The organism is Chitinophaga pollutisoli, assembly GCF_038396755.1.
GTDB lineage: Bacteria > Bacteroidota > Bacteroidia > Chitinophagales > Chitinophagaceae > Chitinophaga > Chitinophaga pollutisoli.
Genome location: NZ_CP149822.1, coordinates 4,776,239 through 4,790,677, shown reverse-complemented (window position 1 = coordinate 4,790,677; position 14,439 = coordinate 4,776,239). Strand labels below are relative to the sequence as shown.

The 14,439-nt window shown below is 55.7% G+C and carries 11 protein-coding genes; 3 read left to right on the top strand and 8 right to left on the bottom strand.

From position 1 onward, the window contains the following. The first annotated feature begins 2 nt into the window (after positions 1-2). Together WJU16_RS20400 and WJU16_RS20395 are read left to right on the top strand one after the other, a co-directional pair. Entirely contained in the window at positions 3-638 is a 636-nt protein-coding gene (locus WJU16_RS20400; RefSeq protein WP_341835254.1) for a Crp/Fnr family transcriptional regulator, read from the top strand. Positions 639-987: 349 nt separating this feature from the next. After that, positions 988-2,307 (top strand): MBL fold metallo-hydrolase, encoded by a 1,320-nt coding sequence (locus WJU16_RS20395; RefSeq protein WP_341835253.1) that lies wholly within the window; start codon positions 988-990, stop codon positions 2,305-2,307. A gap of 54 nt (positions 2,308-2,361) precedes the next feature. Here the strand turns inward: WJU16_RS20395 and WJU16_RS20390 are convergent, their stop codons facing one another. From WJU16_RS20390 to WJU16_RS20360, 7 genes are all read right to left on the bottom strand, one after another. Beyond that, a complete protein-coding gene (locus WJU16_RS20390; RefSeq protein WP_341835252.1) occupies positions 2,362-3,951 on the bottom strand; it encodes a hypothetical protein in 1,590 nt (529 codons plus the stop codon). Positions 3,952-4,139: 188 nt separating this feature from the next. Continuing rightward, positions 4,140-5,501, bottom strand: a complete 1,362-nt coding sequence (locus WJU16_RS20385) for an acyl-CoA dehydrogenase family protein (protein WP_341835251.1) — start codon at positions 5,499-5,501, stop codon at positions 4,140-4,142. Positions 5,502-5,522: 21 nt separating this feature from the next. Further along, entirely contained in the window at positions 5,523-5,981 is a 459-nt protein-coding gene (locus WJU16_RS20380; protein WP_341835250.1) for an OsmC family protein, read from the bottom strand. A gap of 128 nt (positions 5,982-6,109) precedes the next feature. Further along, positions 6,110-7,192 carry an amidohydrolase family protein gene (locus WJU16_RS20375; RefSeq protein ID WP_341835249.1) on the bottom strand — a complete coding sequence of 361 codons (1,083 nt, stop codon included), beginning with the start codon at positions 7,190-7,192 and terminating at the stop codon, positions 6,110-6,112. 77 nt (positions 7,193-7,269) lie between these two features. Then, positions 7,270-8,418, bottom strand: a complete 1,149-nt coding sequence (locus WJU16_RS20370) for a glycoside hydrolase family 130 protein (protein ID WP_341835248.1) — start codon at positions 8,416-8,418, stop codon at positions 7,270-7,272. Positions 8,419-8,490: 72 nt separating this feature from the next. Further along, positions 8,491-10,908, bottom strand: a complete 2,418-nt coding sequence (locus tag WJU16_RS20365) for a TonB-dependent receptor domain-containing protein (protein WP_341835247.1) — start codon at positions 10,906-10,908, stop codon at positions 8,491-8,493. A 288-nt stretch (positions 10,909-11,196) separates the two neighbouring features. Continuing rightward, positions 11,197-12,075: an SMP-30/gluconolactonase/LRE family protein gene (locus tag WJU16_RS20360; protein ID WP_341835246.1), complete on the bottom strand. Its 879-nt coding sequence runs from the start codon at positions 12,073-12,075 to the stop codon at positions 11,197-11,199. A 128-nt stretch (positions 12,076-12,203) separates the two neighbouring features. Here WJU16_RS20360 and WJU16_RS20355 point away from each other — a divergent pair, with 128 nt between their 5' ends. Then, positions 12,204-13,715: a PQQ-dependent sugar dehydrogenase gene (locus tag WJU16_RS20355; RefSeq protein ID WP_341835245.1), complete on the top strand. Its 1,512-nt coding sequence runs from the start codon at positions 12,204-12,206 to the stop codon at positions 13,713-13,715. A 273-nt stretch (positions 13,716-13,988) separates the two neighbouring features. Here the strand turns inward: WJU16_RS20355 and WJU16_RS20350 are convergent, their stop codons facing one another. Beyond that, entirely contained in the window at positions 13,989-14,336 is a 348-nt protein-coding gene (locus WJU16_RS20350; protein WP_341835244.1) for a hypothetical protein, read from the bottom strand. Between the last annotated feature and the right edge of the window lie 103 nt (positions 14,337-14,439).

Here is a 14,439-nt window from a genome sequence, read left to right as displayed (position 1 = left end):
GTATGAACACGGAAACAAGCGCTTACATTGACGATCATTTTCCACAGTTCGAGCCGGAGTTGCGGGAAGAATTGGCGGAAATCGCGGAAATACGGAACATTCCCGCCGGGGAAACCCTCATGCGGACGGGCCAGAACATCCGTTCCACTGTTTTGGTAGCCGAAGGGCGCCTTAAGCTTTACCGCGAAGGGCACGACGAAGGCGAGATCTTTATGTATTACCTGGAACCCGGCAGCGCCTGCGCCCTTTCGATGGTTTGCAGCCAGCAGCAGGAAACCAGCGGCGTCATGCTCAAAGCCATTGAAGACAGTACCGTGATCCTCATTCCCGTGAAGTACATGGAAAACTTCATGCAGCGCTACAAAGGCTGGTACAACTTTGTGGTGGAAACTTACCGCGACCGTTTCGAGGAACTCCTCACCCTTATCGACCACATCGCATTCCGCGCCATGGACGAGCGCCTGGTCTACTACCTCGACAACCAGCGTGAAAAACTCCACACCAGCAAACTGCATATCACACACAGCGAAATCGCCACCGACCTACACTCTTCGCGCGAAGTCATCAGCCGGCTGCTGAAGAAACTGGAGCAGCAAGGCAAAGTAAAACTCCATCGCCAGTATATCGAAATGCTGTAACGATGACTTGAGCTCACGTGCGCGCAACTGCAAGTTGCATAATGTAATCCTACGAAAAATTCAATATAGCACAGGTATACGACTGGCCGTTCGGATTGGGACGGGCGACGACATGCCCCTGTTCCCTTGCGGGCCCGGGATCGGTAGGCATCAGCAACCCCGGCGGAATCGCAGGAACGGGGCTGCGTGGGCCTTTCCGGAAAAAACTGCCACATGGACTGCGGTATGAAATCAGTGGCAGCGATGACGGTGGTCAATGGCCCGGGAAACGACAAAACCGACCTTTGCATTGTGACCGCAGTCACAGAACCAGCCAGGACCAATCACGACATTTGTAAAAACGACAGTAATGAAAATCAGACAATTTGAAGATAAAGCATTAGCACATTTTTCCTACGCCATCACCGGCCCTAATGGCACGGTGCTGGTAGACCCCGGCCGCGATCCGCTTCCTTACCTGGAGCATGCCGCCGCTGAAAATTCAAATATCACCGGTGTGATCGAAACCCATCCGCACGCGGACTTCGTGAGCAGCCATCTCGAGTTACACAACGCCATGGGCGCCACGCTTTATTGCTCGCGCATCCTGGAAGCCGCCTACCCGCACAAAACCTTCGACGAGGGCGATACCATCGACCTGGGCGGAGGTGCCGTGCTGAAGGCGCTGAACACCCCGGGCCACTCGCCTGACAGCATCAGCATCGTGCTGGAAGAAAACGGCGGCCCAACCGCTGTATTCACCGGCGACACGCTGTTCATCGGCGATTGCGGACGCCCCGATCTGCGGGAACATACAGGGAAAGTATCCGCCAAACGCGAAGCGTTGGCCGTGGATATGTACAATTCCCTCCGCAAAAAACTCATGACCCTGCCCAACGATGTGGTAGTATACCCCGGACACGGTTCCGGCTCCCTCTGCGGGAAGAACCTCTCATCTTCCCCCAGCGCCACGATCGGCGAACAGAAGGAAACGAACTGGTCGTTGCAGGACATGACGCAGGCCGAATTCGTTAAAGCGCTGCTTTCCGAACAGCCCTTCATCCCGAAATATTTCCCGTACGACGTCTCCATCAACCGCCAGGGCGCGGAAGACATGGAAGCCGCCATCCGGAAAATCCCCGGTTGCGCCAAATCTACCGCGGTCGTGATTGATACGCGGCCCGAAAATATATTCAAGGAAGGCCACATCCCCGGCTCCATCAACCTGATGGAAGGCGGCAAGTTCGAAACATGGCTGGGCAGTATCGTAGCGCCCGAAGAATGTTATGTGCTCCTGGCCGCAGATACAGTGCGTCTCGACGACCTCCTGCGCAGGACCGCCAAAATCGGCTACGAGTCCTTTATCGCCGGTACTGGCATTGCACAGGGCGGTACCGCCGTAACGCCCGCGCTCGATGTGGAAGCATTCCGCAAAAACCCGGAACAATTCACCATCGTAGACGTCCGCAATGATTCGGAAACCGCGGCAGGCCTTCTTTTCCCTGGCGCTGTCGCCATACCGTTGCACCAGCTCCGCGAACGCACCGCTGAAATCCCCACTGGCAAACCCATCGTGGTGCATTGCGCGGGCGGTTACCGCAGTGCGGCAGGCAGCAGCATCGTAGCTGCGGCATTTCCCGCGGCCACGGTATACGATCTTGGCGAAGCTGTAAAATCATTTCAGGGCTAATATGCCCGTACGCATCAGGTTAAGACAGGGCTGGCTCATTTGGGCCGGCCTTTTTCATACTCTCCGCTCCATGAATGCCTTCACAAACCGGTACCCGTTTTCAAAGAAAAGGTTCTCCGCGAAACGGTCCACATCCAGCTCGCGGTACCAACCCGCAGCATCTTCCAATTGGGAGAGATATCCCTTGAAATCGCTGCGGACATAGCGCTTCAGGCGTTCCATGTCCTTCACGCCGGGCATGGTGATAAACGGATTGATCAACCCATCGAAATCGCTGCCGATGGTGATATGTTTGATCGAAGTTTCAAGCGGAATACCGGCGCGCAGACAGGTTTGCAGGTAATGTTTCAGGTGGAGGAAAATATGATCGTAGTACCACCGTTCCTGTGTTCCCTGCTCTTCCCAGTTCTGCCGCAGGCGCCCCACGGTGAGGCATTGCGCGTCATCGACTTTATCGCGGTACTTTTCCAGGTCGATGCCCAGGTCATCCCATTCCGGGAGCGAAATGAAATCGGTGTCCACTACAAAATCGCCGTCCAGCCGGCCGTCTACATCCGCGTCAAAGGGGTCTACATATCCTAGGATGCGCCGGTCCATCGACAGCCCGATCATCCCGCCATGCTGCACGATCCAGGCGATTTCCTCATCGAACAGGTTAATGGTGGTCATATTGAAAGTAGGCGTGCAAATGGAAGATGGCATGCTGTCGATCGACAGCGTCTTCGCCATTTCAATTCTCACCACGGGCCCCTCCGCCCGGGCGAGCGCCATATATTCCGGCCACTCGCCGAAAGAAATCCCTGTGAAGCCGGCATGTGTGCACAGTAAAGGCATGGGAGCGTGCATGGTGGCATCGCCTGTACCGTCGATGGCCCGCATAAGGTCGCGGCGGGATTTGAAGCTCATATGCTTCAGGTCGGGATGGATGCCGCGGTCGAACAGGGCTTGCGCCACGTCGTACCCATCCGGCTGCATGCCGTTGCCGTAAGGAAAGAAAGGTTTGGGATTGGTCAGCTGGATGCCGAAAGCGTGGTTGCAGAGGCTCGATTGCTGCATGTGGGTGAGGTTGACGGCCAGGATGGGAATCTCCCGCGCCAGTAGCTTGTCGAGGTTATCGACGATCTCCTGCACGGGAAACACCTTGCCTTCGCCAGTGCGGTTAACGCTGTCCACGAAGGAATGGCATCCCTCCACCACGAAAAAAATATGGATACGGTTGGAAGGAAGGCCGCCGGCGAAACTTTCGGGCGTTACAACCTGGAAGATGTCGCTGTTGTCGAGATAGGCTTTCAGGGTGCGGTTTACGAGGAAATCGGTGTAAGCCTTGAGATCATTGCGCACGATCTTCTTCAGCAACGGCTCCGAGAGCTTGTGTTGCGAGCCGTTGCGGAGATGCTGCCGCAGCGGGATCACTTCCGCCGCCAGGTAGCTTTCCATGCTGTAGAGCACTACGCCCATGAGCACGCCATCAGGGTAGTGGGCCAGCTGCGAAGGGTGGATTTGCGACTGGATGATGTTCGGAATATCGGTACACTGCGATTGCAGCACCTTCACTTCGTTGCGGCCGATCATATCAGTAACGCCGCCGGACTCGCTGAACAATTGTTTCAGGATGGGATGGGTGTGAAAATCAAAGTATTGCATGACACTGGGGTTTGAGATATGGGGCTGTAGATATACGGTATGCGCTGACGGGGCGTGGAACGGGGCTGCTGTTTCGGAATATGTAAGTTAAGGAATTTCTGAAAGATGGCCGGTTAACGGGTGCTTATCATCCCCATAAAAAAAGCCGGCGCCCAAAGACGCCGGCCCGGTCGTAAAAAGGTGTATGACTAAACGAACGCGCTGAAACCGGTGATAGCCCGGCCAACGATGAGCGAATTGATTTCTTTGGTGCCTTCGTAGGAGTAAATGGCTTCCGCGTCGGCTACGAAGCGCGCCACGTTGTGTTCCAGCAGGATGCCATTACCGCCCATCACTTCCCGCGCGCGGCTCACGATGTCGCGGGTGCGGAGGGAGCAGAACACCTTGGCCAGCGACGCGTGCTCGTCTTTCAACAGGCCCTGGTCCTGCAGTTCCGACAGGCGGAACACGAGCGACTGCATCGCGGTGAGGTTGCTGAGCATTTCTACCAGGTGGTTTTGAATCAGCTGGAACGAGGCGATGGGCCGCCCGAACTGTTTCCGTCTGCGGGTATAATCCAGTGCGTTTTCGTACGCGCCGCGGGCGCAGCCAACGGCCATCCATGCCACGCCGGCGCGGGTCATCTGGAGCACGCGGGCCGTGTCGCGGAAGGAGTTGGCGTTTTGCAGGCGGTCTTTTTCTTCCACCACGCAATTTTCGAGGGTGATGAGGCCATTCTGCACGATGCGCAATGCCATTTTCCCTTTGATTTTTTCTACGTTGAATCCGGGGGTGCCTTTGCGCACGAGGAAGCCTTTCACTTCGCCGTCGCCCAGGTCTTTGGCCCAGATAACGGTTACATCGGCGAAGGGGGCGTTGCCGATCCATTTCTTCTGGCCGTTAAGCACCCATCCGTCAGCCGTGCGCTGCGCGGTAACGGTGAGCCCTCCCGCCGCGCCGGAACCCACTTCCGGTTCCGTGAGGCCGAAGGCGCCGATGGTTTTGAACTGCTGCATGCCCGGCAGCCATTCCTGCTTTTGTTCTTCGGAACCGCAGCCGTAAATGGAGCCCATGGCCAGGCCACTCTGCACACCGAAGAATGTAGCAATACTGGCGTCGACCCTTCCCATTTCCATGGCGATAATGCCTTCCATAAGGAACGATTTGCCGGGGCAGCCGTAGCCCTGATACGTAAGGCCGCAAACGTCCAGTTCCGCGAACTTCGGAATCACTTCATACGGGAACTCATCATGCAGCCAGTAATTATTCACGATCGGCTTGATTTCGCGTTCCATGAACTCGCGGACCTTTAGCTGGAGGGCGCGGTCTTCGTCGCTCAGGCGGAGATGCAGCTCGTAGAAGTCGGCATTGATTTCGGGTAACACTTTCTCTTTCTTCCCCCCGCCGTCCATCATCTTCATCAAACCTTTCAACTGTTTGTCGTCCAGTTTGGAAAATCCTTCCATTATCTTTTGCAGATCCACTTTGCGCGACAGCTTGTTGAGCTGGTCGAAATCGATGGATTTGAACAGGCGATAGGCCTGCCGGATCTTTTCCAGGGTTCCTGCCATGATATGTCAATTTATTAGTTGCTAATTTTCCGCGCGTGCAATCATCTCATCCGAATACGCATCCGCCCCGTTGATTTCCGTACGGATCACCATCGTGCTTTCCAGCATTTTTGAAATAGGGCAGGCTTTCGCGATCTGCAACAGCCGTTCTTTTTGCTCCGCATCAGCATCCGGGTGGAAATACACGTCGCGGTCGATGAAAGACATCAGGTTGCCGTCGGAGATGCGTTGCCACATGTTGCAGTTGACGGTGATGGAAGGAATGTCCCAACCCTTGCGGTCGATGTACATCCGCAGGGTGGCCAGCGTGCAGGAAGCGAGGGAGGAAAGGAAAAGGGTGAAAGGGTCGGGCCCGCTGTCCTGCCCGCCGGATTTAACCGGCTCATCCGCGATAAATGTCCCGTTCCGCCATTCCATCACGCAGCGGTATTTCACTTCTCCGATGGTGCCGCGCACCGGCTTTTCCATTTTATACTGCATGCTGCAAATTACGGCTTAAATGTCAGTTATGAAACCGGCAATTGCGCCCGTTCTGCTGCAATTTGAGGCGGCAATGCAATTCCCCGCGGGCACGTCAGCATACCCGGAAGTTCAGCCGTCTATGAAAATCAATCCGGGAATTGCGTTTTATCGACTTTAGGAAGGATGCGGAGCGCGTTTTTGTAATATACCTTCTTGAGGATATTGTCGGGCAGGTTGAGGCCATACATGCGCCAGAACGCGTGGTATTTCTTGTGGTAAGGAAAATATTCATCGCCCGTTTCGAGGACGCGGAAATAGGTCGCATATTCGGCGGGCACCCAGGAGTCTTTACCAAAAAGGATCCTGTCCTGGTACTTCGTGAAGAAAGCTCTGGCGGCCTGCGGCTGGCGGCCCAGCTCCGCGATTACGGCGCCGAATTCCACCACGATATTGGGCATTTCATCCATCAGTTTGGACAGGTGCGCCAGGTCGTTGGCGAACCAGCCGAAGTGCGCGTTGATGAACGTGGTTTTGGGATGCTTTTTAAACACCCGGTGTTGCTCGGCGATGAGCGTTTCCCAGGGCGCGGGATTATCCGGACCGCGTTTACGTCCCGGATGGGTCACGATTTCGAGCCAACGCTCATTATGTTCATCCACGGGATCCCAGAAAGGTTTGGGATCGGCGGTGTGTATGAGCACGGGCATTTTCAGCTCGCCGCATTTGGCCCAGATGGCGTCCAGCCGGGGATCGTCGACTTTGATGCGGTTGCCTTTATTGTCTTTCACGCTGAGGCCCAGGTTTTTGAAGATCTTCAGCCCGCCCGCGCCTTCGCGCGCATCCTGTTCCAGCTGGGCCACGGCTTTGGCGGTCCAGCCTTCTTCCCCGATCCCGTTGAAATCGATATTGGCGAAAACGACGAAGCGTTTGGGCGCATGGGCTTTGATATTGTCGGTCATGGCTTTGAGCCTGCTGCCATTGCCGCCGCTGAGATTGATCATGACCCGCATGTTGAGGCGGTCCATTTCGCTGGCGAGGCTTTCCAGCGAGGCGGTGCCCATATTGCCCTGGTGGTTGTGAATGTCTATGAACGGAAATTTCGCGCGGGAAATGGGATGTTCGGCCACTTTGAGCGTGGATACGGGATCATATTTTTCGAAATCCATTTTTTGTGCGTTCGCGGCGGCGGCGCAAAGGAGGCAACCGGCCATGGCATAAGTTCTTAGCATAAGCGTTAAGGGTAAGATAGTTACTAAATCTACGCATAACAGCCAATAATACAAGCCGGAAATGACGAGCGGCGGAATCAGGGCGCATCCGGCAGCGGGTCCGCCGCGGCGGGCTGCGATGGGTCGAAGACGGCGACGCCTACTTTCGAATCGGCGCACCCGTAATACAGGTACCACTTCCCGCCATGGAAAGCCATGCCTTCGATGAACACGGTTCCATCTTTATACTGCCCGCTCTTCTCGAAAGGCGCCATTGGACGGAGGAACGGCGCGTCCAGCCGGCCGACGGGCTTCGTGGGGTCTTCCGGGTCGAAAAGCACCTGCCCTGCGCAATACGCGTTGGCATTGAAGCGCGCGTCACGGTTGGCGCCGGATTTGTTCTTGCCGTTATAGAGCAGCAGGTAGCCCGCGGGGGTCTTGATGGCCGGGGGGCCGCATTCCGTCAGGTCGCTGTCGAAATACCCATCGCGTGGACGGATGAACGACCGGAGGTTTCCTTTCTCATCCACCACCGGTTCCCAATCTTTCAGGTTGTCGGACCATGCCCCGTGGATCCCGCGCTCGCCCCAATACATGAAATACCGGCCTTTAATTTTAGTAATTACCTGTTTACCGTCAACGATCTCCGTTACCAGCGAAGCCGATTTGCTCCAGGTTTCATGGAACTTCCCGCCATATGCCTTTTGAAAGGCCGGCCCGTGCTTTTCCCAATGGATGAGGTCGCGGGAGGTGGCCACGCCCAGGCGCGCTACTTTCCGGTTCCACTGGGTGTAGAGCATTACGTATAATCCATCGCTGGTCATCGCCACGCGGGGATCCTCACAGCCGCCGGGCCATTCGTTTTCCTTCTGGTTATCTTCTCCCGGGTACATCACCGGCGTTTTCATCCGGTCAAAAGCGACCCCGTCTGTGCTCACGGCGTGCCCCAGGCGGGAAGTGCGGTGGCCGATCTTTACGCCCGATTTGTCTTCGGCACGGTACAGCAATACGATATTCCCGTCTTTCACCGCCGCGGCGGGGTTAAAGGTGTCGTTCGATTCCCAGGCGATGGAATCGCCCAGCATAGGGCACCAGAACAAATTCAGGCTGTCGGGGGAGATAACGGGGTTGCGCCCCTCCGGGCGAACGAACCCGCCCATCGCCCAGGCGGGCAACCGGTGCTGCGCCATCACGGAGGAAGCGCCCAGCACCAGCATGGCTACAATCAGGATACGTGGAATTTTCATACCCCTGAATATACAAAAAAACCCGGCGCATATGCATCGCCGGGCTTCATATGGCAAAGGATAATGTCTTCATCAACCCGCCCGGCGGCTCTCTTCTTCACTCCCCGCCTTCCGCTCGCGCGCGCTTTCCACTTTAGAATTGCCGAAACGGTAAGTAAAGGAAACGTTCAGCGTACGGTTTTGCCAGCGGTTGTTCACATCCAGGTATACGCCGTTGAAATCAGCCGTGCCCCTGAACCGCGCGGAAGCGAACAGATCGTTGACGCTTACTTTCAACGTTCCTTTCTTCTGCAACACCGTTTTCTGTACACCTGCATTCGCCGCCCACATGCCCCGCGAGCGCCAGATGCCATACACGTTCGGCGCCTCGTACCAGCCGCTCAGCTCGATCTTGATATCCTTCGGCAACGAGAATGTTTGCGTGGAGTTGAAATACCAGGAAAGGCTCTTCGTGGTAAAATCACCCTTCGGGTCTTTTATCCAGTACTGGTTGTGAAAAAACGAGCCGTTGGTATTGGAGTTCCACCATTTCGTGAAATCCACCGGCAACGTTACTTCGGCCGACCAGTTCTTGCGCGTGCCGATGTTCAGCACCGTGCTGGTCGTCACTTTCGTTTCCTCATTCAAAAACAGGTACTCGTTCACCACATCGTTGGACTGCGTATATCCCGCCGTGAAAATGTACTTGTTTTTGAACGTGTACGACAGCTCCGTGTTATGCGTATACTCCGGCGTGAGATAGGAATTGCCGCGGAAGAAAGTGTATTTATCCAGGAAAAACATGAACGGATTTAATTGCCCGTAACCCGGCCGGTTGATGCGCTTGTTATACGTGGCGCCGATCTTATGGTCTTCCGCCAGTTTATAATCAATGGTGAAATTGGGGAAGAAGTCGGTATAATTCCGCTTGATACGGTTTTTCATCGACACCGAATTCGCGTCCGACATCGTATGCTCCACCCGCAATCCTGCCGTTACGTCGAACACCTTCCAGCTCTTTTTGAAAGTGGTGTAGCCCGCCAGCACATCTTCCGCATAGACAAACTGGTCGTACTGCGAAAGCACGGGTTTGTACATGCCGCCTACCAGTGAATCGTACACCATGTTGTTGTTCGTTTCCACGAAACTTCCTTTGGCGCCGGCTTCCAGCTTATAGCCTTTCCCGAGCGACTGTACCCAGTCGGCCTTTATGCTGCGGATGGTGATGCGGGTATGCGGCACGCTGCGGAGCGCGCTTTCGTTGAGGATCGCGCCGTCGCTGTTCCGTTGCATATAGTCGGAAAGATGGGTGCCCATACGATTGTAGAATTTCATGTAGTCCGCGTCCATAGAGAATTCTGAACCGCTGGTATCGATCTTGAGTTTGTAGTTCAGGTTAACGGCGGTGCTCCGGAAACGGTTGTTGCCGATGACCGATGTATGCAATACCGAATCGGCAGGCTGGCCGGGATTCATGATCTCCGTGGCGCTGGGGGCGGAACGCCAGAAGGCGTTGGTATATCCGTTCACCATCACGCCGATCGTTTGTTTATCATTCAGGAAATAATCAAACCCGATTTTGCCGGAACGGTTGAGAAAATCGTTTTTCTGGAAAACCGACTGCCGGTAATGCAAAGGCTCGTCCCCTCCCACCTTACGTTTCAGCTCACGGGTATTGAAGCCCTGCCGGTCGCCCCAGTTGAGGTTGCCGAATGCGTTGAACTTCTTCGTTCTCCAGTTGAGCGTTACGCCGGTGCTGTAATAAAAGTAGCGCCCCACGCCGCCGGAAAGACTTACGGAACCGTTGAAGCCCGTCAGCTGGCCTTTTTTCGTTTTGATATTGATGATGCCCGAAGATCCGGCGGCATCGTATTTCGCACCCGGACTGGTAATAATCTCGATGGCATTCACCCCTTCCGCGTTCATGCTTTTCAGCAGTTCCGCGAGCGCTTCGTTGGAGAGGTAAGTCAGCTTGCCGTCAATCATCACCGTAACGCCCTGTTTGCCTTTCAGCACGAGGTTATCGTCTTTATCCACCGTTACGCCGGGCGCGCGGCGGAGCAGGTCAAGGACGGAGTTGCCCGCCGCCGCCACACTGCCTTCCACGTTAAGGGTCGTTTTTCCTTCGCCTCTTTCCACGAATGGTTTCTGCGCCGTTACCTCCACGCCTTTCAGGCTTTTGGGGGAAGATTGCAAAACGAGGTTATTGAGGTTGACGGGCTTATCCTGCAATTGGAAAGCCTCCGTGCGCGCGGTGGTAAACCCCATCTGCGAAGCTTCGATGAAATACTTTCCGGGGTGGATGGATTCAAACTGGATCTTACCGTCGGCATCGCTCATCTGCCCTTTCACAAGCGAGGAATCTCCCGCCTTTTTCACGACGACGCTGGCGAATGGAAGCGGGCTCCCTCCCGCATCGGTGATTTTAAGGTAGATATTGCGCTGCGCGAATGTGGAAGAAGAAACGCACACGAAAAGGATCAACAATAAGAGACTGGAGCGGAGTTGCATAAACAAGGTTAAAAGTTGCTGTAAGGATGATATTTAAAGTTCGGAAGGATGCACGGATTTAACGGGCCGTTCATCCCAAAACCGCCACACTGGATTATTTGACGAATATTTTCCGGTGTGGTAGCCAACAAGATAAAGACGTGGCGGCGGCAGGAAAGTTTCAGGGGATTGACGGATGGTCGGGAGGAAATATGAATGGCAGGAAAAGGCACGGCACCGGCAAATACCTGCCGGCGCCGTGCGCACGCTACGTATGATGACGTAAAAATGTGGTTATAAATGATTGATTCAGAAGTCGGTAGAACTGGCCGGAAGTCCCGCCACGCCTGGTTTTGCCGTAAAAAGATCTCCGGCAAGGGGGTATTGTGACAAGTCGGTTTCCTTGGCGGCGGTGGTAATTACCAGCTGGTCGAGTTGTTCGCCGCCGAAGCAGCAGGCGGTGGCATTGGGAACGGGCACTTCCACGAAACCGATGCGCTCACCGGTAGCAGGGTTATATCTTCCCACGCCAAAACCGCCCCACAGCGCGATCCAGAGCATGCCTTCCGCGTCGCAGGCCATCCCGTCGGGGACGCCATCGGCGGGCGGAATGGTGATGATAACGCGCTCATGCCGCAGTGTGCCATCGGGCAGGAAGTCGAAGGCGACGATGGTGCGGGCCAGACTGTCGGTGTAATACATCGTGCTGCCATCGGGCGACCAGGTGACGCCGTTGGAGCAGGCTACGGCGGGATAGCGCACTTCCGCGCGGAGATCCCCGTCAATAACATACAAGTCGCCACCGCCCGGGCGATGATCGAATGCCGTGGTGCCGATCCAGAGGCGGCCCTGCGCGTCGGCGGCGCCGTCGTTGCAGCGGAGTCCGTCCCAGGTAATGCCCAAATCCGTAACCGGCGTGATATCGCCGTTTTGCAGGTCGAGGAAGAAAATTCCTCCCTGCTGCGCTATCAGGAGGTGGTTCCGGCTTTCGGGAAGGGCGAGGGAAACGTGGTCCCCGGGGCTCCAGCTGCGGATTTCCCCGGTCGATTCTTCTCTCGTGAATACTTTCCCGGCGGCGATATCCACCCATATCCAGCGTTCATACGCCGCATCCCAGCGGGGACTTTCCCCGAGCATTAGCCCTGCTTCGATCCATCGCGAAGCCACTATCCTTTCATGCATTTTCATCGGGCGGAAAATTATTAAATAAAATCCACGTCTGCACCCATTAACAGCAAAATATTCCTATCTTTCGGGTACGTACCCGAAAATTAGGGTGCCGTTTCCATGTCTGTGATAACGATTATGCATACACGATGAAAAAATGGCTTTCATACCTGCTGCCTGCTTTAGTACCCGCCGGGATGTTATTATCCTGCAACGGACCCGGGAAGCGATTCAACCAGACCGTCACCGCCGCGCTGGAACTGGATTCCACCAGCATAGGCGTATCCACCGTAGCCGAAGGGCTCAACGTTCCCTGGGAAATCTGCTGGGGGCCCGACGGGCATATCTGGTTCACCGAACAGAGCGGCACCGTCAGTAAAGTTGACCCGGTTACGGGAAAGCAACAACTGCTGCTCACCATTCCCGAAGTATACCGCCACCGCTCGCTGGGCCTGCTGGGCATGGCCGTGCATCCCACCGAACCATACGTATATCTCGATTACACCCATCGCACGGCGGATTCCCTCATCGTTTCCCGCCTGGTGCGATACACCCGTGGGGAAGACACCCTCACCGATACGAAAATTCTCCTGGAATTCCCCGGCAACACCGGCCACAACGGCTCCCGCGTTATCGTCGGGCCCGACGGCAAAGTATATTTCTCCACCGGCGACGCGCACCACGACGAGTACGCCGGCGATATTTCCAAACTCAACGGGAAAGTGCTCCGCCTGAATGCAGACGGCTCGGTACCCGACGATAATCCCTACCCGGGCAATTACATGTGGTCGCGCGGTCACCGCAATATCCAGGGCCTCACTTTCACGGACAACGGGCATCTCTTCGCCTCCGAACATGGCGACGCCACCGACGATGAGCTGAACTTCATCCGCAAAGCGGCTTATTACGCCTGGCCTCACATCGAAGGCTACGCTGACCGGCCCGCCGAAAAAGCCCATGCCGACACCACAGACTTCACGCCTCCGGCAAAAGCCTGGACGCCCACCATCGCACCGGCCGGCATCGCCTACTATAATCATCCCGCGATCCGCGACTGGCAAAACACCCTGTTGCTGGGCACCCTCAAAGGCGCCAGCCTGCATGTGATCCGGCTGAACGATGCAAGAGATTCCGTACTGGACGAGAAAGTGTATTTTACCCAGCACTTCGGGCGCATCCGGGGCGTTTGCGTTTCGCCGGATGGCGATATCTACCTGGCCACCAGCAACCGCGACTGGAACCCCGGCAAAGGGTTCCCCATCCCGGCCGACGACCGGATCATCCGCCTCTCGCCCATCGCCGACACGAAGGGGCTCATCATCCTCCCCGGCGCCGCAGCAGCGCCCGCAGCACCCGTGGATAAGGGAGCCGCCATTTACAAAAGTTATTGCGAAGCCTGCCATAAAGCTGACGGAAAAGGCGTAACCGGATCCTTCCCCGCCCTCGACCAGAGCCAGATCGTTACGGGCAAGCCCGAAGCACTCATTCACATCTTACTGAACGGCAGCAAGTCCACCGCCACCGAGCAGATGCCCGCGTTCCAGTTCCTGTCTGACGAAGACCTCGCCGCCGTGGCCACGCACATTCGTTCGGCCTGGAGCAATCAGGCGACTGGCATTTCGGATGCGGATATTAAAGCAGGGCGAAAACCTGCGAAATAATTATGAATCAACTATTTGGAAAGGTGGCCCCGGCGTACGGCATGTACAGGCAGGCCACCTTTCCGCTTTACGGAAGGGCGAAAGAAGGGTAACCTGTACGTTCCGGTAATGTATATGTAATGTATATAAATCCTTTGTAACCCCTTACTGTATTGCATTTACCCTTATTATCCCTATAGTAACCCCACATTAGACCTAAAGTTAACCTTTAGTAACCCTGCTGTAACCCCGGAGTAAAGACCGCCGGACCTGGCCCCCCCTTCACGAGGAACTTTACAATACAAAAGCCAGTAATCGTTCGCGGGTGATGACGAGGAAACCTCTTTTCCGGGGGTCTTCCGCGTCAAGGCGGGCCAGGGAGGCGGTGGATTGTTGGGAAAGCCAGTCCACGAACGCTTCCCGGGTGCGGAAGCAAAGCGGCTTTTGGATGATGCCGGTGTAGAGCTCGCCGTACATGTAGTCGCCATATTCATCTTTTTCCATTCCCATTCCGCAATAGCCTGCGCGCCGCACGCCGATCGAGTTGCCCTCTTCCAGGCGCACGGCTACCTGTACGGCCAGCTCCATGCCGAAGGGCGTGGTATCTTTCGCCAGTTCCTGGATAGAGGTTGGAGTTTGCATCGCATTCCCGGTTTTCAACCATGAAAATAACGGGATTGCACGACATAAAAAACGGGGATGAGGACAATGCCCCACCCCCGCGGTCGTCTATGTGTACAAAATT